Annotated in this window: 11 protein-coding genes; 2 read left to right on the top strand and 9 right to left on the bottom strand. The window is 67.0% G+C overall.

Annotated elements, in window-relative coordinates; all coding sequences use genetic code 11:
- Positions 1-1,115: 1,115 nt before the first annotated feature.
- Positions 1,116-2,138 (bottom strand): LacI family DNA-binding transcriptional regulator, encoded by a 1,023-nt coding sequence (locus CWT10_RS06395; RefSeq protein ID WP_103063150.1) that lies wholly within the window; start codon positions 2,136-2,138, stop codon positions 1,116-1,118.
- Positions 2,139-2,321: 183 nt separating this feature from the next.
- Here CWT10_RS06395 and CWT10_RS06390 point away from each other — a divergent pair, with 183 nt between their 5' ends.
- Positions 2,322-4,805 (top strand): TIM-barrel domain-containing protein, encoded by a 2,484-nt coding sequence (locus CWT10_RS06390; protein WP_103063151.1) that lies wholly within the window; start codon positions 2,322-2,324, stop codon positions 4,803-4,805.
- A 43-nt stretch (positions 4,806-4,848) separates the two neighbouring features.
- Here the strand turns inward: CWT10_RS06390 and CWT10_RS06385 are convergent, their stop codons facing one another.
- From CWT10_RS06385 to CWT10_RS06365, 5 genes are all read right to left on the bottom strand, one after another.
- Positions 4,849-5,859, bottom strand: a complete 1,011-nt coding sequence (locus tag CWT10_RS06385) for a LacI family DNA-binding transcriptional regulator (protein ID WP_103063152.1) — start codon at positions 5,857-5,859, stop codon at positions 4,849-4,851.
- 44 nt (positions 5,860-5,903) lie between these two features.
- The gene (locus CWT10_RS06380) at positions 5,904-7,616 is read right to left on the bottom strand and encodes a glycoside hydrolase family 13 protein (RefSeq protein WP_103063153.1); all 1,713 of its coding nucleotides are present in this window, start codon (positions 7,614-7,616) and stop codon (positions 5,904-5,906) included.
- Between the two features lie 172 nt (positions 7,617-7,788).
- Positions 7,789-8,643: a carbohydrate ABC transporter permease gene (locus CWT10_RS06375; RefSeq protein WP_233188158.1), complete on the bottom strand. Its 855-nt coding sequence runs from the start codon at positions 8,641-8,643 to the stop codon at positions 7,789-7,791.
- Between the two features lie 17 nt (positions 8,644-8,660).
- Positions 8,661-9,713, bottom strand: a complete 1,053-nt coding sequence (locus tag CWT10_RS06370) for a carbohydrate ABC transporter permease (RefSeq protein ID WP_103063155.1) — start codon at positions 9,711-9,713, stop codon at positions 8,661-8,663.
- A gap of 214 nt (positions 9,714-9,927) precedes the next feature.
- A complete protein-coding gene (locus CWT10_RS06365; RefSeq protein WP_103063156.1) occupies positions 9,928-11,235 on the bottom strand; it encodes an ABC transporter substrate-binding protein in 1,308 nt (435 codons plus the stop codon).
- Positions 11,236-11,623: 388 nt separating this feature from the next.
- On the opposite strand from CWT10_RS06365, the gene CWT10_RS06360 reads away from it, so the two are divergent.
- The gene (locus tag CWT10_RS06360) at positions 11,624-14,092 is read left to right on the top strand and encodes a glycoside hydrolase family 3 protein (protein WP_103063157.1); all 2,469 of its coding nucleotides are present in this window, start codon (positions 11,624-11,626) and stop codon (positions 14,090-14,092) included.
- A 37-nt stretch (positions 14,093-14,129) separates the two neighbouring features.
- Here the strand turns inward: CWT10_RS06360 and CWT10_RS06355 are convergent, their stop codons facing one another.
- From CWT10_RS06355 to CWT10_RS06345, 3 genes are all read right to left on the bottom strand, one after another.
- Complete coding sequence (locus CWT10_RS06355; protein ID WP_103063158.1) at positions 14,130-15,083, bottom strand: CPBP family intramembrane glutamic endopeptidase; 954 nt, start codon at positions 15,081-15,083, stop codon at positions 14,130-14,132.
- A complete protein-coding gene (locus CWT10_RS06350) occupies positions 15,080-16,324 on the bottom strand; it encodes an alpha-amylase family protein (RefSeq protein ID WP_103063159.1) in 1,245 nt (414 codons plus the stop codon). Before CWT10_RS06350 ends, CWT10_RS06355 begins: the two co-directional genes overlap by 4 nt.
- Before the next feature lie 242 nt (positions 16,325-16,566).
- Complete coding sequence (locus tag CWT10_RS06345; RefSeq protein WP_103063160.1) at positions 16,567-19,503, bottom strand: UvrD-helicase domain-containing protein; 2,937 nt, start codon at positions 19,501-19,503, stop codon at positions 16,567-16,569.
- Between the last annotated feature and the right edge of the window lie 173 nt (positions 19,504-19,676).

The raw sequence follows: 19,676 nt of genomic DNA, 5'->3' as shown, positions 1-19,676 counted from the left end.
GCACCCAAGGTCAACGGTCAAGATGCCCTAGGCCTAGGCCGCGGATGTCGCCGGCATGGCCGGCAGCCAGGCCCGGCCTCGCAGCGGCCGGGCTGGACTGTGGGCCCGGTTTGTCGTCAAAGACGTCCCAGCAATCGGACAAGGGGAGGCCGGGTCGGCGACCAGGAGGCCCTGGCCTGCCCACCCCACCAGGGCGGCAAGCCGGAACCTGGGAGCCAAAGTGTCCAGAATCGGCACAAACACCCCGCCCCTCCCAGCGCACGCCCTCAGATTCGTTGGAATCATGCGGATCTGGTGAGCGGCGTCGGGCGGGGGAACATCGTTCGTGCCGAATCTGGACACTTCCCCGCCCCACCAGCCCCACCAACCGAACTCGATCGTCATATCTACCGAACTCGACGGTTATATCGGCCGAACTCGGCGAACACACCACAAACCGGAGGAACCGCTTTGACGTTATGCAGCACCATCGCATCTTCCCCACCCCACATCTGCCTCTGCAGCAGCCTCTCTCCGGCTCCCGGCAAGAGCACGGACCACAGCCGCTGGTCAACCCGAGACACGCACTGCACCCGACTTCCAGTGAATCAGAGAGAACCACACAGCGACATACTTAAGTGAGTTCTATCACGCCGAAGTGCGTGATGGCACATCTCGTGCTAGCATAGCGAATGCAGTGCCACGATCCCCCAGAATGAAGTCGCGCCATGTCCCGAATAATGGACAGCTCGATTCACCCCAAGTCCCATTTTGCACGGCATATCCTGGCAACGGTCATAGTTGCCGCAGGTGTCTGCGGGATCTCCGCGGCACTGGGACATGGCGACAACATCCCGCTGATCCTCCTCGCCGCACCCGTTGTAGGCGCCCTTGAGGCAACTGCGGTGACGTGGCGGTCCAAACAACGGGGCCAGTAGCAAGAGACTTAGCGCTCTAGGCAAGAAGTGCGTACGCAGTACCCCATTCAAGGTGCTGCGTAGGCACTCATCTTCGCTCGGGCCGCGCAACAGGCGGCTCCCCAAGACCGTGGGTATCGGTCACCGGCATTCGGGCACCCAAGCGTAATTGGCTACATTCCCCAAGGCGAGCAGGCAACTCTAGAGGTCAGTCACGATTCACCTGTCGGGGATAGCCGCCGGCCCGAGCGTTCCTCCCTCCTGCCAGGAGACCGGGAGGACGATTTGCCGCGGGGCGCCGTCGCCGTCGCGCAGCTCCTCCATTAGGAAGGAGACCGCAGTGGCGGCCTTGTCGCGTATAGGCTGACGCACCGTTGTCAGCGGCGGGTTGAAGTAGTCGACCAAGGCCAGGCCGTCAAACCCGACGACCGACACGTCCTCGGGGACTCGCCGTCCGGCTTCGCGCAGCCCCTTGACGACGCCGAGCGCGAGTACGTCGCCGGAGGCGAATACGGCGGTTATGGCAGGCTCGCGTTCCAGGATCCGACCCGCAATGGCAACGCCCTCGGCAAAGTCGACCTCGCTGAGTAACACGTCATGTCTATGGACGCCGCCTCCGTGGGCGGCCAATCCCTCCCGTAGTCCGTGCAGACGCTGGCGAACCACCCCGGGTACGTCCACCGTGGGTCCGACGAAGGCCACACGCCGATGCCCCACAGCCCCGAGCCGCTCGCCCACCATGCGGGCTCCGCCGGCGTCGTCGACGTTGACGTAGGAGACCTCCTCCGTCTCCCGGTATGCATCAATGAAAACTGCGGGAATGCCGGAACGCTCCAGGAACTCGCCGGGAGCCATGCGGGTGGTGGCCATGACGACCGCCCCGGCAACATTCCATGAGCGCAGTTGCGCGACCGTGTCCTCCGCCTTGGAGGCGCCGCACAGCATGAGCGCGTGGCCCTCAGCGCGGGCCGCCTGCTCGCAGACACCTACGAACAGCGATTCATACGGCGTCTCCAACGCGGGGCGCCCCGGAACCGCCTCGTAGACCAGGGCGAGGATCCGTGAGGACGAGCCCGCCAGCGAGCGGGCCGCGGCACTGGGCACGTACCCCAGGGCGGCAATGGCCTCCTGCACGCGGGCGACGGTGGGCTCCGAGACCTTGCCGGTGCGGCCATTGATGACATTGGACACCGTCATGGCGCTCACACCCGCACGCGCCGCCACATCCTTCAGCGTCGCCATTGTCCCCCTCACACGGAGTGTCTTCTAGCGACCCGCTCGTTCGGGCCCCGACACCGGATTCTTACACAGGCGCGCCTCGCGATCGGTTCGGAGGGCGGCCCATGCGCTACGCTTTCGTTTACCGCAACACCTCGTGGCGTCAGGTTGCTTTCGCCGCCCGATGAAATACCCGAAAGGCCGCACATGACCTCACCCCTCTCTCCCGGATCCGAGCGGCCGCGCCCGGCGCCGGCCGCCGTCGGCGCCGTCGTCGCCGGCCCCGACTGGAGGTTCACGGTGCTGACCTCCCGGCTGATCCGCATGGAGCACTCCCCCGCCGGCAACTTCGTCGATGCCGCCACACAGCTGGTGGTCTCCCGGGATCTGGGCCCGGTGCCGGACTTTGAAGTACGCCGCAGCCATGACCGCGTGGAGATCATCACCGAGCACCTGCACCTGACTTATCAGCCCTCGCGCGGTTTCACCCGTTCCGGGCTCGCCGTGACACTGCGCACCGCGGTCATAGGCGTTCACGGCGGTGCCTGGCGCTACGGGGACAGGTGGGACCCGGAAGAGCTCTACCGCACCAATCTCGGCGGCACCGTCCGCACGCTAGACACCGTCGACGGCGCCACCCACGTCAACCCCGGTCTGCTGTCAATAACCGGCTTCTCTGTGCTCGACGACTCCGGTTCCCTGCTGGTACAGGAGGATGAGTGGGTGCGTCCACGTCCGCATTCCGACCCTGCCTCCGGCCAGACACCGGACCAGGACCTGTACTTCTTCGGTTATGGGCAGGACTACCGCGCCGCTCTGCGCGACTTCTTCGCCCTTACCGGCCCCACACCACTGATTCCGCGCGCGCTGCTGGGAAACTGGTGGAGCCGTTACCACAAGTACTCCGCAGATTCCTATCTGGCCCTGATGGACCGGTTCGCCACCGAACAGCTGCCCTTCTCCGTCGCTGTGATCGATATGGACTGGCATCTGGTGGACATCGACCCGGCGATCGGCAACGGCTGGACCGGCTACACCTGGAACCGGGAACTGTTCCCCGATCCGGAGGGCTTCCTGAAGGCCCTGCACGAGCGCGGCATGCAGGTGACGCTCAATCTGCACCCCGCCGCAGGTATACGCCGCCACGAGGACGCCTATGCGCCCGTGGCCCGCGCTCTGGGCATGGATCCCGCCACGGGTGCGGACATCCCCTTCAACATCGGGGACAAGGCTTTCACTGCCGCCTACCTGGAGCATGCCCACCACACCCTGGAGGAGCAGGGCGTCGACTTCTGGTGGCTGGACTGGCAGCAGGGCGGTGCTACGGATATTCCGGGGCTGGACCCGCTGTGGATGCTCAACCACGTCCACTATCTCGACTCCGGCCGCGAGCGCAGCGGCCCCGGCCAGGTGCCCTACCGGCGCCGGCCCATCACCTTTTCACGCTTCGCCGATGCCTCCAGTCACCGCACCCCGATCGGCTTCTCCGGGGACACGGTCACCACCTGGGAGTCGTTGCGCTTCCAGCCGGAGTTCACCGCCACCTCCGCCAATATCGGTTACTACTGGTGGTCCAACGACATCGGCGGGCACATGCTCGGCGTCAAGGATGATCAGATGGCTGCGCGCTGGGTGCAGCTGGGCTGCTTCTCCCCCATCAACCGGATGCACTCCACCGCCTCGGTGTTCAACTCCAAGGAGCCGTGGCGCTACTCGCGCGACGCCCGTGCCACCATGAACGCGCATCTGCGCCTGCGGCACCGGCTCGTGCCCTACCTGTACACCTGGGCGCGGCGCGCCCACACCGAGGGGATCGGCCCCGTACGTCCGCTCTACCACGACCATCCCTGGTCCATGGGTGCCTACGACAACCGCAACGAGTTCTGCTTCGGAGATCTGATCATCGTGCCGCTCACATGCCCCACTGACACGGCCACTAAGCTGGCGCAGGAGCAGGCCTGGCTGCCGCAGGGCGTCTGGTTCGACCTGCCCACCGGCCGCCGCTACGACGCCGACGCCGCCGCCGGCCGCATACTCACCTTCTCCCGGCCCCTGGAGCAGCTGCCCGTCCTGGCGCGGGCCGGCAGCATCATTGTGGGCGCCGAGGACTTCGCCGAGCCTGCGGGAGACAATCCGCGTCATCTGTCCGTGGTGGTGGTGCCCGGCGCCAACGGCGAATTCGTGCTCGAGGAGGACGATGGCTCTCCCGAGCCCGGGCCCGACGCCGTGGTGCGCACCCGCTTTACACTCACCTGGGACAAGCCCGCGGCTTCTGCCCGCCTGGAGATCACTCAGGAGGGTGCGCAAGGCGTCGTGCCAGAGGAGCGGGAGATCACCGTGCACCTGCTGTCCACTGGCGGTCAGGCCACGGCCCGCGTGAACGGTACTTGCGTCCCCACCAAGGAGCGTCCAGCCGATGGATTCACCCTCGGCGGCGGCCTGGACATCTCCCTTGGGACAATACGCGCGGCCGACGGCGTCATGCTCGAGCTTTCGGGCGTGCACATGCGGCCCCCGACACCGGCCGACGAGGTCTTCCGGATCCTTGAGCCCGCCCAGATGTCATATCCGGCCAAGGACCGGGCCTGGGAAGTCGTCTCCTCCGGCGTGACCGGCGGCGCGCTACTCGGGGGGCTGCGCGCGGCGGGGGTACCCGAGGTCATTTTGGCCGCCGTCGCCGAGATCGCCTGAAACGACCGCAACCGCCGGTTCCGGTACGTTTTCAGTGAAGGCCTCAATCATTTAGACGGGGCGGCGGTGCGGTGGAACCGTGGTCGATGAGCCGTGAGGCGACCAGTTCGACACCGGATACAGACCGATCCTCCTGGGAATGCAGTAGCAGTGCACCCGCTCTGCGCCCGAGGGCGGGCCGGTCCACCCCCACTTCGGTCACCAGATCCCCGGTCGGACTGCGCGCCACGGTCAAAGCGAGGGATACCAGGGACGCCTCCTGCGGTACGCGCAGTCCACGCGCCCAGGCCGCCGCGACCAGTCCCTCCAGCGCACTGGGATTGTTGGACACCACGGCGGTGCATTCGTCGGCCAGGCCGCAGGGCTTCACCTCCCGCGCACCGGCGATGACATTGTCCGAGCAGGAACGGAACACCGCCTCCACGCCGTGCCTGCGGGCCGCCGCCTGCACGCCCCGAGTCTGCGCCGCGTAGGCGTTGGAACGGTCGGCGTGAATGTTGCGCATGAGGAACAGAATGCGACGATGGCCCAACTCCACCAGGTGGCTCACGGCCAGGTCTGCCATTTGCTCGAAGTCCGCGTCCACCCCCGGTGCGCCGCCAGCCCGGTAGGAGGTGCCGATGAGCACGGTCGGCACCCTCTCCGCCAAGAGGTACTCCTCGCGTTCGTCTTCACGTGCCACATCCATGAGCACGGCCGCACCCAATGCGCGGGAGTGGACCAGTCCCTCCAGTGCCGGTGATCGGGAGTGTTGACCCACAGGCACGAACACTTGGAAGCCGAGGGGCTCCACGCTCTCGCGTACCCCCTCAACGTATTCGAGGTCGTTGGAGTCTATGCCGGAGCGCTGCATGCGGAACAGCACCCCTACCGTTCGAACCGAACGGGCCGCCAGCATGGAGGCATGTCGATTGGGCCGGTAGCCGAGCTCGTCGATGGCGCGTTGTACCCGTTCCCGGGTGGCGCGAGTCGTGGGCCGCTGTCCCGTCAGAACGTAGGTCACGGTGGACGGAGAGACCCCGGCCAGGCGTGCGACATCGGCGCGGGTGGCCATGTGTCCTCCTTCCGGGACCTGCCGGGCCGCGTCCCGGCTTCAGTTCATGGGGCCAGCCACACCGTAGCGTTCGCGGGGACGGTTACGCAGTCCGCGCGAGCACCCATATGCCCGTTCCAGGACTGCACCAGTATCGTGCCAGCCAGAGGCAGCTGGAGATCCTCTTCACCCGTGTTCACGACCACGGTGACCTCGCCGTTGCGCAAGGCCAGCACCTGCTCGGGCATACCCTCCAGCCATTGGACCTCACCGCGCCCCAGCCGCCATTCGCGCCTGGTAGCGATGGCACGCCGGTACATGACCAGGGTCGAGTCGGGGTCGGTCTCCTGGATGGACGGGGCGTAGCTGCCCCAGCCCTCCGGCTGCGGCAGCCAACTCAGGCCGGTTGTGTTGAAACCGCAGGCCGGGGCGTCGTCGTCCCAGGGCAGGGGCACGCGGCAGCCGTCGCGTCCGCGCGTCTGTTTGCCGGTGCGCAGCCAGGCCGGGTCTTGGCGGGCAGCGTCTTCCATAGTGGTGTGCTCGGGCAGGCCTAGTTCCTCCCCCTGGAACAGGTACATGCCGCCGGGAAGTCCTAGGGCGAATAGGGTGGCGGCGCGGGCTCGCCGCAGTCCCAGTGCGGCGTCCGGTTGGGGATCGTCCACGCCGATGCCGTCGTCGGGCTCACTGCCAGGCGCGTACCCGAAACGGGTGGCATGGCGAACGACGTCGTGATTTGACAGCACCCAGGTGGTTGGGGCGCCGACGGCGGCGTTTGCGGCCATGGAGGTCTCGATCACGCGCCGCAGGTCGGATGCGCGCCAGGCGGATTTGAGGTAGTTGAAGTTGAAGGCCTGGCTCATCTCGTCCTCGCGGACGTACCGGGCCATATGCTCGGGTGGATCCACCCACGCCTCAGCCACCAGCAGGATGTCGGGACGGACGGCGCCCAGCACCCGCCGCCAGTCCCGGTAGATCTCATGGACGCCGGGCTGGTCGAACATGGGGCCACTGTCGGCGGTTTTTGCGATGGTCTTCCCATCCTCGTCCACCGCGATTCCCCGCCAGCGGTCGGCGCCCAGGGCGTCGTCGGGAAGGCCTGGGGCCTTGACCAGACCGTGGGCCACATCCACGCGGAAGCCGTCCACGCCGCGGGCAACCCAGAAGCGCAGGAACTCCCGGAACATCTCCCGTACCTCGGGGTGATCCCAGTTGAAGTCGGGCTGCTGGGCGGCGAATAGGTGCAAATACCACCAGTTGCGGTCCTCGGGTTTTCCGGTCAGTGACTGAACCCGGGTCCAGGCCGGGCCGCCGAACAGGCTGCCCCAATTGTTGGGTGGCCCGTCCGGGCTGTGGCGGAAGATGTATCGGTCGCGCTCGGGAGAACCGGGACCGGCTGCCAGGGCGGCGCGGAACCAGGCGTGCTGGTCGGAGGAGTGGTTGGGGACAACATCGACTACCACCTTGATTCCGGCAGCGCGGGCCGCGGCGACCATAGCGTCGAAATCCGCCAGCGTGCCGTACTCGGGGGCCACGTCGAAGTAGTCGGCCACGTCATAGCCAGCGTCCACCTGCGGGGAGGGGTAGAAGGGCGACAGCCAAATGGCGTCCACCCCCAGGGCGGCCAGATGGTCCATATGGGAGGTGATGCCGGGCAGGTCGCCCAGACCATCACCGTCGGAGTCGGCGAAGGAACGGGGGTAGATCTGGTAGATGACGGCGTCACGCCACCAGGCTTCCTGGTCGCTGCGCGCGGTGATTACGGGAGCAAGCGAGGTCATTGGGGTCGTTCCTGGAATGGGTCGAGCGTGCACGCGCCGCAGTGGGCGCACGAACGCGAGGCGGATGGGGCACGTGTCGGACCATGGGACTCAACCAAGTCCGTATGCGGGAAAACAGGGCGAGGTGCCGGGGCCGGGCGCACCTTCCCTCTGGCGCGCCCGGCCCGTCCGGTCACTGCTTCAGTCCGCCGGCGGCGAGGCCGGCGACAATACGGCGCTGGAACAAAAGCACCATGATCACCAGCGGCAGTGTCATTACCACTCCCGCGGCCATCTGTGAGCCGAAGGGCGTGTTGAACTGAGAGGCGCCGGTGAACTTGGACAGCAGCACGGTCGCGGGCTGCATGGCGGGATTGTTGATCATCGTGACGGCTACCAGGAACTCGTTCCAGGCACCGATGAAGATGATGATCGCGGTGGTGAAAATGCCCGGTGCCGCGATCGGCAGGATCACCTTGCGGAACGCCTGCCCGGGGGTGCAGCCGTCCACCATGGCGGACTGCTCAAGCTCCTGGGGCATCTGCCGGAAGAAGCTGGTCAGGTTCCACACCGCCAGCGGCAGTGAGAACGACAGATCCGGGATGATCATGGCCTGGTAGGTGTTGATCCAGTTCCAAGCGGAGAAGTTCTTCAGCAGCGGCACAATAATCGCCACGAGCGGGAACATGGAGGTGGCCAGCACCACCAGCAGCAGCACGCCCTTGCCACGGAAGTCCAGGCGGGCCAGTGCGTAGGAGGCGAAGGTGGCGATTGCGAGGGCGACCACGGTGACAACCACGGAGACGATCAGCGAGTTGATCAGGCCCTGACCGAAGTTGTTCTTGGTGGAGAAGACCGCCTGGTAGTTCTCGAAGGAGACGTGCCGCGGCCACCAGGTGTTCTCGAAAATCTCGATGTCCGGACGCAGCGAGGACACCACCATCCAGTAGAACGGCGCGAGACAGTAGATGACGATCAGGAAAATACCGAAGGTGGACAGCGCGCCTGCCCAGTCGATCTTCCTCCTGGGATGATCGCTCGCAGACATCGAGGCCGTTGCCGCACTCATGACTTACTCCTCTCGCTGGTTCTGGCGATGGTGTTATCACTAGTCGCGCCGACGGCGGCGGGGCGGCCCTGAGGCAGGAAGACGGTGGCGGGCAGCTTGCGGCGCCGCCCGCCACCGCTGCGCGGAGCGGTGGCGCCCAGATCGGCGTGGGTGATTCGTGTGAAGGCGAAGGCGAAGATGAACACGTACAGGAACAGGATGAGCGCATACGCGGCCGCCGAGCCGTAACGCAGGTTTGAGGCCTCGTCCTGAACGAGCATGGAGATGGTCTCAACCGAGTTCTTGCGCGGCCCGATGAGGATGTAGGGCAGGTCGAACATGCGCAGCGCATCAAGGGCGCGGAAGAGCACGGCGACCACCAGGGCCGGCTTGACTAGCGGCAGCGTGATCTTGGTAAAGCGCTTCCAGGCGTTCGCGCCGTCGATCTTGGCGGCCTCATAGACCTCGTCCGGAATGACCTGGAGACCGGCGAGCGTGAGCAGACCGATGTAGGGCGCGGTCTTCCACACGTCGGCGATGATGATGGCCAGCTTGGCGGAGGCGTTGCCCGAGGCCCACATGATGTGCTGGCCCAGGATGGCGTTGGCCACGCCGTTCTGGTTGAAGATCCAGCCCCACAGGATCGCGGAGACGGCGGTGGGGATGGCCCACGGTACCAGGATCGCCGCGCGGACAAACCCTCTCCCGCGCATGGCCCGGTGCATGATCAGTGCCATTGCCACGCCCAGGATGGTCTCCAGCACCACGGTGACCACGCCGAACAGCGTGGTGTTCCAGGCAGCCGTCCAGAAGCGGGATCCGGCGTCGGTGAAGATGCTGGTGTAGTTGTCCAACCCGACGAAGGGCTCGACGTCGGAAACGAATCCGGTCTCGGGGTCGAGTCCCGGCTTGCCGTAAAGGGACTGCTGCAGCGACTGGAATACGGGAACAATGATAACGATCGTCAGGACGATGATCGTCGGGGTGATCAGCAGCCATGCCAGGCGGGACTGTGCCCGACTGGCTTTAGACCGACGGTTTACGTCCGGCACATAGATATTCGTGCTCATTTGCCTGCTTTGTCTCTACTCGTTGGGCTCGCTGAACTCTCCGGCCTGCCTGAACTCGATGTTCCCTCCAGACCTGGTCCGTGAGGTCGCGGAGGAGAGGAGCGGAGCGAACTGTGGTTCGGCGTTCGGCCTGCGCTGGTGGGGCGGGTCGCACCACGCCCCACCAGCGGTCAGACCTTGAATAGTTACCAGCCAGCGGTGTTGTCCGAGCGCGTCAGGCCAGGGCCTTCAGCGAGGTCTCAAGGTTGCTGATGGCTTCCTCGGCCGTGGCCTGCTGCTGCACCGCCGGATAGAGGGCGTCCTGGATCGCGGCGGTAACGTCGCCGTATGCGACTGCCTTCGGGCGTCCTTGCGCCGAGTCGAGGGACTCACGCAGGGTGGGCAGGTAGGGGAACTTCTCCAGCATCTCGGAGTCCTCATAAAGGGAACCGAGGATGGGGGCGAGGGTCTGAGTTTCGAGCGCGTACTGCTCGGACTCTTGGCTGGTCCACCACTGGACGAACTTCAGCGCCGTGGCCTTGTTCTTGGAGTAGGTGGAGATGCCGCAGTTGTGTCCGCCCAGGGTGGGGACGAAGGCCTTGCCGTCGATGGTGGGCAGGGCGGCGACGCCAAACTTCTCCTCACCGAGGGCCGCAAGGTTGTTGGCGTACTGGTAGGGCCACTGCCGGTAGAAGAGCAGATTACCGGCCTCGAAGGCGTTGCGGCCGTCCTCCTCCTTCCATTCCAGAGACTCGGCGGGGATGTATCCGTCCTTGAAACCGTCGATCAGGATCTGCAGACCGGCAATGGCCTCCGGGGAATTGATGGTGACATTGCCCTCGTCGTCGTAGAAGGAACCGCCCGCGGTGTTGATGAACTCGCTGGCGCAGCAGGTCAGCCCCTCGTACTTGGCGAACTGGCCACCGAATCCGCCTATGTTCTCGTGCCCGGGCAGGGCGCGCACGGCGTCGATGGCGGACTTGACCTCATCCCAGGTGGTAGGGACCTCAACGCCCGCCTCCTGAAGGAAGTCCTTGCGGTAGAACATGATGGAGGAGTCCGTAGCGAATGGCATTCCATACAGGACGTCCCTGTACAGGCCGGTCTCCCACACCGATTCGATGATGTCATCGTTCTTCAGCTCGTCCGCGGGTAGGGGCACGACCCACTGATTCGCCGCGAACTCGGCCACCCAGACATTGTCGATCGAGATCACGTCGTAGGCGTCGGACTGGGTCTGCGCGTTGTTGATGAGTGACTGGCGCTGCTGGTCGGCCTCTGAAGACAGCTCGATCAGCGTCACCTTCTCATCGGGGTACAGCTCGTTCCACTGATCGATGCGCTCCTGGACCTTGCCGTCAGAGTTGTCCTTGCCCTGCACCCAGGTGATTGGGCCGGTGCCGGTGAAGTCGGCCGTGGAGACAGCCGATGCGCCCCCGCCCGGATTGTTGGAGTCGCCTCTGCTGCACGCTGCCGCGGCCGAAAGGGCCGCGATGACGGCGGAGCCCTGAATGAACCGGCGACGGGGAAGGTTGGATGACATGTGATTCCTCCTTGAAACACCATCGGCGGGTGGACGGCTACGTCGTATGGGAACCCGCCGTCGACGCGCGTCGACTGGATGGCCAGGCCGATGTTAGTCGGCCCCAGTTCCGTACACCGAACAATGAACAGGACCGAAAGCATTCGTTGCCATACCGTAACTTCATGGGTGGATGCTCACAAGGACGCACGGGCAGGGACCCGGGGCCCGCTAAAGTCGATTCGCGCCTCGGAACCGGCCTCATCCCAGCCTGGTCCCAGCCCCGTCTGAAGCGCCGCCGCCCGCGCTACGCCCACGCTAGACGGTCCAATCCCCCTGTCGCACCGACCGCCCGGATGGTTAGGATGATCCCAACAACGCAGTCCCGCCTCAACGGAGAGCAACAGCCATGACCGCCAACACCATCAATGAGGTCGCCCAGAACCTCAATACCGCCACTGCCGACGCCGACCGCTCCTACGACCCACATCTGGCGGATCTGGCCCGCCGGGCCGCCGCCGAGGGCACTGTGCTGCTCACCAATGACGGCGTGCTACCGCTGTCCCCCGCCGAACCGGTGGCTGTATTCGGCCGGGTTCAGATCGATTGGTTCGCGGTCGGCTACGGATCAGGAGGAGACGTCAATGCCGTGTACACCACCAACCTGCTGGGCAGCCTGGTCGAGCAGGGGGTGAACGTCGATACGGAGGTGGCCTCCGTCTACCGGCAGTGGTGCGAGGCCCAGGAGCCTCCAACGGAGGAGTGGGGCAACTGGCCGCGCTTCTACCCGGAAATGGAGGTCGATCAGGAACTGATCGCCCAGGCGGCCTCCCGGGCACGCATCGCTGTGGTCGTGATCGGCAGGGCGGCCGGTGAGGACCGAGAGAACGTACTGGAGCCGGGCGCCTATTACCTGACCGATACCGAACGCGCCCTGCTGGAGCGGGTCACCGCAGACTTCGAGAGCACCGTGGTGATCGTTAACTCCGGCAATGTGATGGACCTTTCTTGGGCGCAGGAACTCGGTGTATCTGCACTGCTGCTGGCCTGGCCCGGCGGCATGGAGGGAGGCAGAGCGGTTGCCGACGTGCTCATCGGAGCCGCCGAGCCGGGCGGACGCCTCACCGATACGATTGCCCGCGCCTATGAGGACTATCCCTCGGCCGCGAACTTCGGTGGACAAGAGTTCAACAACTATGCCGAGGACGTGTTCGTCGGCTACCGCTACTTCGAGACCTTTGCCCCGGAGAAGGTGCTGTTCCCCTTCGGCCACGGCCTGGGCTACACCTCCTTCGATCTGGCCGGGGCGAGCCTGGACGACACCGCCCGTCCGGGCGTCGTTACGACTGATACCACGGATATCGCCGTACGGGTGCGGGTTACCAATACCGGCCCGCGTCCCGGGTCCACCGTAATTCAGGCCTACCGGGGCGCGCCCGCCGAGGCGGCGCTGCCGCGCCCGTCCCGGGAACTGGTCGCCTTCGCCCGCACCGGCATGATTGCCCCGGGCGAGGCCCAGGAGGTGACGCTCTCCTTCCCGCGCGAGCGCCTGGCCGCCTTCGACGACGACGGCCGGACCGGTCACGCCCACGCCTGGGTCGTGGAGGCGGGAACCTACCCGGTGCACGTGGGCACCTCGGTGCGGCAGACCATCGAGGTCGGCGCCGTCGTCGTGGAGGAGACCGAGGTGGTCGAGCAGCTTCAGGAGGCGCTCGCCCCCTCCCCCGACGCTCCCTTCGACCGCATGACTGTGACACGCGACGCGGACGGCCGGGCGCAGGTCAGCTGGGAGGCCGTACCCACATCCACCGTCGATCTGCGCGAGCGGATCCTGGCGCGTCTGCCAGAGGCGATCCCCCCCACCGGTGACGTCGGTATCCGCTTCCCCGATGTGGTCGCCGGCCGCGCCACACTGGAGGACTTCGTGGCCCAGCTGGACGTGGAGGATCTGGCGCAGCTGGCCTACGGGGATGTGGAGATGAACTCCCCGCTGGGCGCACCGGGCAATGCTGGCGCCTTCGGCGGGCTGACCGAGCGTCTGCGGGAACTCGGTATTCCGCCGGTAATCACCACCGACGGCCCGTCGGGTATCCGTGTTTCCGCCTACGCCAGCCTGCTGCCCTGCGGCACTGCCTTGGCCTCCACCTGGGATGCGCCGCTGCTGGAGGAGCTGGCGTCCCTGCACGGGCAGGAGATGCTCCGCAAGGGCTCGGACGTGCTGCTGGCACCCGGCATGAATATTCACCGCGACCCGTTGTGCGGGCGCAACTTCGAGTACTACTCGGAGGACCCGCTGCTGACCGGACTTGCCGCCGCAGCCGTGGTGCGCGGCGTCCAATCGCAGGGGGTATCGGCCTGCCCGAAGCACTTCGCGGCCAACAACCAGGAGACCAACCGCATCTACAACGACTCGCGGGTCTCCGCCAGGGCGCTGCGGGAGATCTACCTGCGCGGCTTCCGCATCTGCGTACAGGAGTCGAACCCGCTCAACATCATGACCAGCTACAACAAGATCAACGGCCAGTGGGCCCACTACAACTACGACCTGGTCACCACGATTCTGCGCGGCGAGTGGGGCTACCGGGGCAATGTGATGACCGACTGGTGGATGCGCTACGCCCCCGACCCGCTCTTCCCGCAGCTGAAGGACTCCGCCACCCGGGTGCGCGCGGGCGTGGACGTGCTCATGCCCGGCGGCATCACCTGGTCATCCACCCGTGCGGACGGCCATGACGACGCCATCGTGGACGGCTACTCGCCAGATGACACCAGCGGCGAGCACCTCACCTTGGGCGAGCTGCAACAGACAGCGCTGCACGTGCTGGGCATGGCGGCCACCACCCCGGCGGCCCGGGCGGCGGCGAACACGGCCGACTGATTGCCAGTAGGGGTGCGGTGCCGAGCCCGCCGCACCCCTACTGCGCCGGCACACGGCCGTTGCGACGCGGCAGCAGCAGCCCGCGGCGGCGGGCCACCAGTAGCATGGCTATACCCGCCGCGGTGCACAGCACCACCGCCACCAGCGAACCCTCGATCCCCATTTCCCCGCCGGTGAGCAGCTCGGGACCGGAGAAGCGGGCCTCGAACAGGCCGCGCCCCATGCCGTTGCCGGAGACGTCGGAGCCGAAGATGCCGCCCTGGAAGAAGTTCCAGGCCACATGCGTGCCGAAGGCCAACCAGAGGCGGCGCGTGACCAGGTAGCAGGCGCCCAGCAGTACACCTGCCTCAAGCATGATTGCCACGGCGCCGAATTCGCTCGCCTCCGGGTTGGTTATATGCGCTATCCCGAAAAGCACTGCGGTCAGTGCCAGTGCCCAGCCGGTGCCAAGCCACTGCTCTGCCAGCCGCAGCAGCACGCCCCGGAACAGGATCTCCTCCGCAAAACCCGCGGCCAGCCCGGAGGATGCACCGATGAGTATGCCCGCATCCCATCCCACTGCCGTCACCCGATAGCAGCCGACCGCCGCGAGCACCGCCACCACCACGCTCATCAGCAGGGCGCCCAGTCCCATCCCAACCAGGAACTCGTGGAGCTTCCTGGGGCCGGCCAGCTCGGTGACGGTGGTCCCGCGGATACACCGCATCAGCACCCAATAGCCCGTCACCGCGGCCAATGCGGAAAGCGACGCGGCCAGCAAGAAGCTCACCGGGTGACTGTTCCAAGTCACCGGCGTACCCGGCTCACCTTCCCCGATCAGCCCCGCCAGCGGATAAACGCTGATTCCCGCGGTCAATTCTGCCGCCGCGAAGACGGCCAGTCCCGCCAGCAATTGCCAGCCCCAACGCCGGGCCGCTGCCGGAGCACGGCGGGCCTGCGGCAACGCAGCCGGGAGCGTCCGGTCCAGTGTCCCGAGCACACCGCCGCTCATGCTTGACCACCGACCCGCAGCACCTGCCCGTCGGGGGCGGTGACCACGGCTACCGGAGTTGGTTCCAGGCGCAGCTCGACGGCGAGGCTCTGCCCGCCGGGGCCCACCGTCTCGTAGCTGTAGACGCGGTTGTCCAGGCTGGTAGTCACTGTGGAGGCGGTGGTCAGCCACGGGTTGCGGCGGCGCAGGCCGATAAGTTCCTGGTGCAGGCGCAGCATGGGCGCTCCCAGAGGTGAGAGCTGTTCGGGGCCGGAGGGGAAGGCGGGGCGCACCTCATCATCTCCGCCGATCCGCTCGGTTTTGGCCCCGCGGAAGGCCTGCTCATCCCCGTAGTAGATCGCCGGGCTGCCGCCGACAGTCAACAGCAGCACCACGGCCAGGGCCATCTTGGCATCACCCAGGCGGGTGGCGATACGGGTGACGTCGTGGTTGCCGATGAAGGTCAGGGGCGTGAAACCGGCGAGCAGCTCATTGTGCCGTTTTAGACACCAGTCAAGTTCGAAGAAGTTCTCATCCAGCAGTGAGCTCCAGATCGCCTTCCACAGCTCGTACTGCGTCACCGAGTCCATGCCGGAACGGGCCACGATGTCGGCGTAGTCGCCGTGGATCACCTCGCCCATGAACCAGGCCGCGGGGAACTCCTCGCGTACACGCGGCAGCACCCGGGCCCAGAACTCCGGCGGCACGGCGTAAGCGGCATCCAGGCGCCAGGCCGCCGCTCCGCGGCGCAGCCAGTGACGCATGACATCGACAACCAGGTCGACGACGGCGTCGGAGTCGTGGTTGAAGGTAGCCAGGCCCCGGTGCCCCTCAAAGTCCTGGTGCACCAAGCCATCGGCAGTGTGCTCCAGGCGGAACAGTTCCTGGGCCGCCTTGTCCCCGGCCAGGGCGTCACGGAAGCGGGGGTGGGCGGTGCCTACGTGGTTGAACACGCCGTCAAGCATGACGTTGATGCCGCGCCGCCGGCAGGCGGCGATCAGCCGGTCAAAGGCGGCGTCATCCCCCAGGCGCGGGTCGATGGAGTAGAAGTCAACCGTGTCATAACCGTGGGTCTCGGAAGTGAAGATCGGCCCGAGCGCCAGGCCGTTGGCGCCCAGTTCGATCAGGTAGTCCAGCCAGGGCTCCAGGGCGTCCAGACGCGGGGTGAGCACCCGCTCGGCCTGCGTGGGGCGGACCGGCGCGCCGGTGAAGCCCAGCGGGTAGACGTGCCACCAGATGCAGGAATCACTCCAAGAGGACACGGACACTCCTCAACACTCAATCGGTGTGGCTTCGCCGAGCGGCTCCCGGGTGCGAACCTGCACGATCATGCACGGGACGATCCGGGCTCTAGACGCGACCCACCTCTGTCTGCTTCCAATAAGCATGGCCAACGTAACATAGACGCCGCTCACCGTGGGCTGCGCCGCACCGACCACGCCCCGGTGTGCTCACCGATTCAGCAGTAGCCTCAGCCTCTCAGACAACCCGTCAGGTCTTCCAGTTAAATCCGCTCTATCGGTGCGAGCCGCAGCACCAGGCGCTTGGTGGCCGGGGCGCCGTCGACGATGAACTCCACGCGGGCGACCGTGGAACGGCCCGTACCCTCAATGGCGATCACGCTGCCCTCACCATAGGACTTATGGCGCACCCGATCCCCGGCCCTCAGCCCGGCCACGGCCTCGGGTAGAGCGGAGTCACCCGGACCCGCGGCCTCGGACCCGGACTGCGCCGAGGGCCCCAGGCGAACGGGTTTGCCGCGCGCTGCCAAACGCTTGGCGCGGCGGGCCTCGGCCCGATCCTTGGGGGTCTCCACCCGCCCCAGCCTGCCGGTTCGGGTGCGCCGGCCGGCGCCGATGGCCGGAGCGAAGTCGCCGTCGTCGTCGGGGGCCTCCTCAACGCGGCGCCCGTAACCACGGCGCGCACCGAAGCCGCCATCTTCCCAGGAGGACCCCCAGCCGGTGCCACCGCCGCGCAGAGCATCCATGGAGGAGGCCAAGCGCTTCCACTCGATCGTGTCTTCAGGTACGTCGTCCACAAACCGCGAGGGCGGCATCGCGGTGGCACTCCCCCAGGCGGAGCGTACGGCGGCACGGGTCAGGTACAGGCGCTCGCGGGCGCGGGTGACGGCCACGTAGGCCAGGCGGCGTTCCTCGGCCAGCTCGGTCTCGTCGGCCAGCGAGCGCGAGTGCGGAAAGGTTCCGTCCTCCAGGCCGGTGACGAATACGACCGGGTACTCCAGCCCCTTGGCGGTGTGCACGGTCATCAGCGTGACCTGTCCCTGCTCCCGGGAACCATCCTGATCGTTCGCGTCCGTACTGGGGGGCAACTGGTCGGAGTCGGCCACCAGCGAGACCCGCTCGAGGAAGTCGGCGAGTGTGCCGTCGGGGTTTGCGGCCTGGAAGTCGGAGGCGACGGCGTGCAGCTCGGCCAGGTTCTCCACGCGGCTGGCGTCCTGCGGGTCGTCGCTGGCGCGCAACTCAGCCAGGTAACCGGAGGCGTCCAGGGCGGCGTCGAGGATGTCGGCCACGCCGTCGCCGGCATCCCGTCCGTGGCGCAGGGAGGTGAGCAGCTCGTGGAAGCCCGTCACCTGCCGGGTGGCGCGCGTGGTCAGCCCGACGACGGCGGGCGGCACCGTAATCTCACCGTCCCCCGTGTCTCCGACCGGACCCGGTCTGGGAGCGCCGGCGGCGTCAGCCACGGCGGTGCCGAAGGAGACAGCGTGGCGGGCGGCGTGCTCGGCCAGGGCGGCCTCCGCCTTGTCCCCTAGACCGCGCTTGGGGACGTTCAGGACGCGGCGGATGGAGACGTCGTCGTCGGGGTTGTCGACGGCGCGCAGGTAGGCAATGGCGTCTTTGATCTCGCGCCGCTCGTAGAAGCGGGTGCCGCCGACTACCTTGTAGGGCTGGCCGGAGCGGACGAAGGCCTCCTCCAGCGCCCGGGATTGGGCGTTGGTGCGGTAGAAGATGGCGACATCGCGGGGGTAGACGCCGCACTCGTCGGCCAGCCGGTCGATCTCGGAGCTGATCCAGCGGGCCTCGTCGTGCTCGGAGTCGGCCACGTAGCCGGTGATCTTGGGGCCGTCGCCGGAGGCGGTCCACAGGTTCTTCTCCCGCCGCCCGGTGTTGCGGGCGATCACCGCGTTAGCGGCGGACAGGATGTTCTGGGTGGAGCGGTAGTTCTGCTCCAGCAGGATCGTCCGGGCGCTGGGGTAGTCCTGCTCGAACTCCTCGATGTTGCGGATGGTGGCACCGCGGAAGGCGTAAATGGACTGGTCGGAGTCGCCCACGACGGTCAGCTCCCCGGGCGGTACGGGCGAGCCGGCACCGGAGGTGCCCGGGCCACCCACCAGTTCGCGCACCAGCACGTACTGGGCGTGGTTGGTGTCCTGGTACTCGTCCACCAGCACGTGCCGGAAGCGGCGCCGATACATCTCCGCCACCGCCGGCTTGGTCTGCAGCAGCTGGACGGTGCGCATGATCAGGTCGTCGAAGTCCAGGGCGTTGGCCGCCAGTAGGCGCCGTGCGTAGGCGCTGTAGACCTCGGTCAGGTGCCGCTCGAAGGGGTTGGAGGTCACCGCGCGCTCGGCGAACTCCTCCGGGGTGATCAGCTCGTTCTTCAGGTCCGAGATGCGGGCGGCGAAGGTCTTGGGGGTGAAGCGCTTGGGGTCGATGCCGAGCTCGCGCACGATCAGGGTGATCAGGCGGGTGGAGTCGGCGGCGTCGTAGATGGAGAAGGTGGAGCGCAGCCCGGCGGCCTCGTGCTCGCGCCGCAGGATACGCACGCAGGCGGAGTGGAAGGTAGACACCCACATGCGCTCTCCGGCTGGCCCCACCAGGCCGGCCACGCGCTCGCGCATCTCCGCGGCGGCCTTATTGGTGAAGGTGATGGCGAGGATCTCACCGGGGTGGGCCCGGCCGGTGGCCAGCAGGTACGCGATACGGTGGGTGAGCACCCGGGTCTTGCCGCTGCCGGCGCCGGCGATGATCAGCAGCGGGGAGCCGGCGTGGGTTACGGCCTGCTCCTGCGCGGGGTTGAGGCCCGCAAGCAGGTCCGCCGGGTCGGTGGTGATGCCGTAGCCGCGCAGGGCGCCGGGGCCGACCGTCCGGTTCGCTGCGCCCTCGGCGTCGACACCGGCGCGTACGCGTGCGGCGGCGGCGTTGGCCTGAGCGCGGGCAACAAGAGCCGAGACCTCGGCCTGGCGCTCCTCCCAGGTGGAGGCGACGGCGGCCACGTCGGCGGCTGAGGGGGCAGAGGCCTCCTCCGCGGGGTCGTAGGCGGCCAGGTCTTCCTCGGCCGGAGGCTCGACGTCGGCCCACGAGTCGTCGTCCCAGCCGGCGCCGGCCGGGTCGAGTGAGGGCAGGGCGGCCTCCGGCGGAGGCATGGCCTCGGAGCCAGGCATGGGCAGTGCACCGAAGAGGGAGTTCGTCGCGTCGTTCATCTCGGGGCCAAGCCTAGACGGTCGACTCGAGACGGCGCGCACCGCGGCGGCTCCCAGCCTCCGCATCCGTGGCGGAGTATCCCTCGTTCCAGTCCACCGGCTGGGCATCTGGCGCTTGCCGCCAGCAAGTCATGTGACAGTTCGTAGCAGCCTCTTGGGCGGGAGGAAGGCTT

The organism is Actinomyces qiguomingii, assembly GCF_004102025.1.
GTDB lineage: Bacteria > Actinomycetota > Actinomycetes > Actinomycetales > Actinomycetaceae > Actinomyces > Actinomyces qiguomingii.
This window is presented reverse-complemented; position numbering and strand designations above follow the sequence as displayed.

Bases quoted from the DNA above. Each gene is read 5' to 3' on its own strand.
- CWT10_RS06360 (WP_103063157.1), top strand. From the start codon at position 11,624: ATGACCGCCAACACCATCAATGAGGTCGCCCAGAACCTCAATACCGCC.
- CWT10_RS06395 (WP_103063150.1), bottom strand. From the start codon at position 2,138: ATGGCGACGCTGAAGGATGTGGCGGCGCGTGCGGGTGTGAGCGCCATG.
- CWT10_RS06390 (WP_103063151.1), top strand. From the start codon at position 2,322: ATGACCTCACCCCTCTCTCCCGGATCCGAGCGGCCGCGCCCGGCGCCG.
- CWT10_RS06385 (WP_103063152.1), bottom strand. From the start codon at position 5,859: ATGGCCACCCGCGCCGATGTCGCACGCCTGGCCGGGGTCTCTCCGTCC.
- CWT10_RS06355 (WP_103063158.1), bottom strand. From the start codon at position 15,083: ATGAGCGGCGGTGTGCTCGGGACACTGGACCGGACGCTCCCGGCTGCG.
- CWT10_RS06345 (WP_103063160.1), bottom strand. From the start codon at position 19,503: ATGAACGACGCGACGAACTCCCTCTTCGGTGCACTGCCCATGCCTGGC.
- CWT10_RS06375 (WP_233188158.1), bottom strand. From the start codon at position 8,643: ATGTCTGCGAGCGATCATCCCAGGAGGAAGATCGACTGGGCAGGCGCG.
- CWT10_RS06370 (WP_103063155.1), bottom strand. From the start codon at position 9,713: ATGAGCACGAATATCTATGTGCCGGACGTAAACCGTCGGTCTAAAGCC.
- CWT10_RS06365 (WP_103063156.1), bottom strand. From the start codon at position 11,235: ATGTCATCCAACCTTCCCCGTCGCCGGTTCATTCAGGGCTCCGCCGTC.
- CWT10_RS06380 (WP_103063153.1), bottom strand. From the start codon at position 7,616: ATGACCTCGCTTGCTCCCGTAATCACCGCGCGCAGCGACCAGGAAGCC.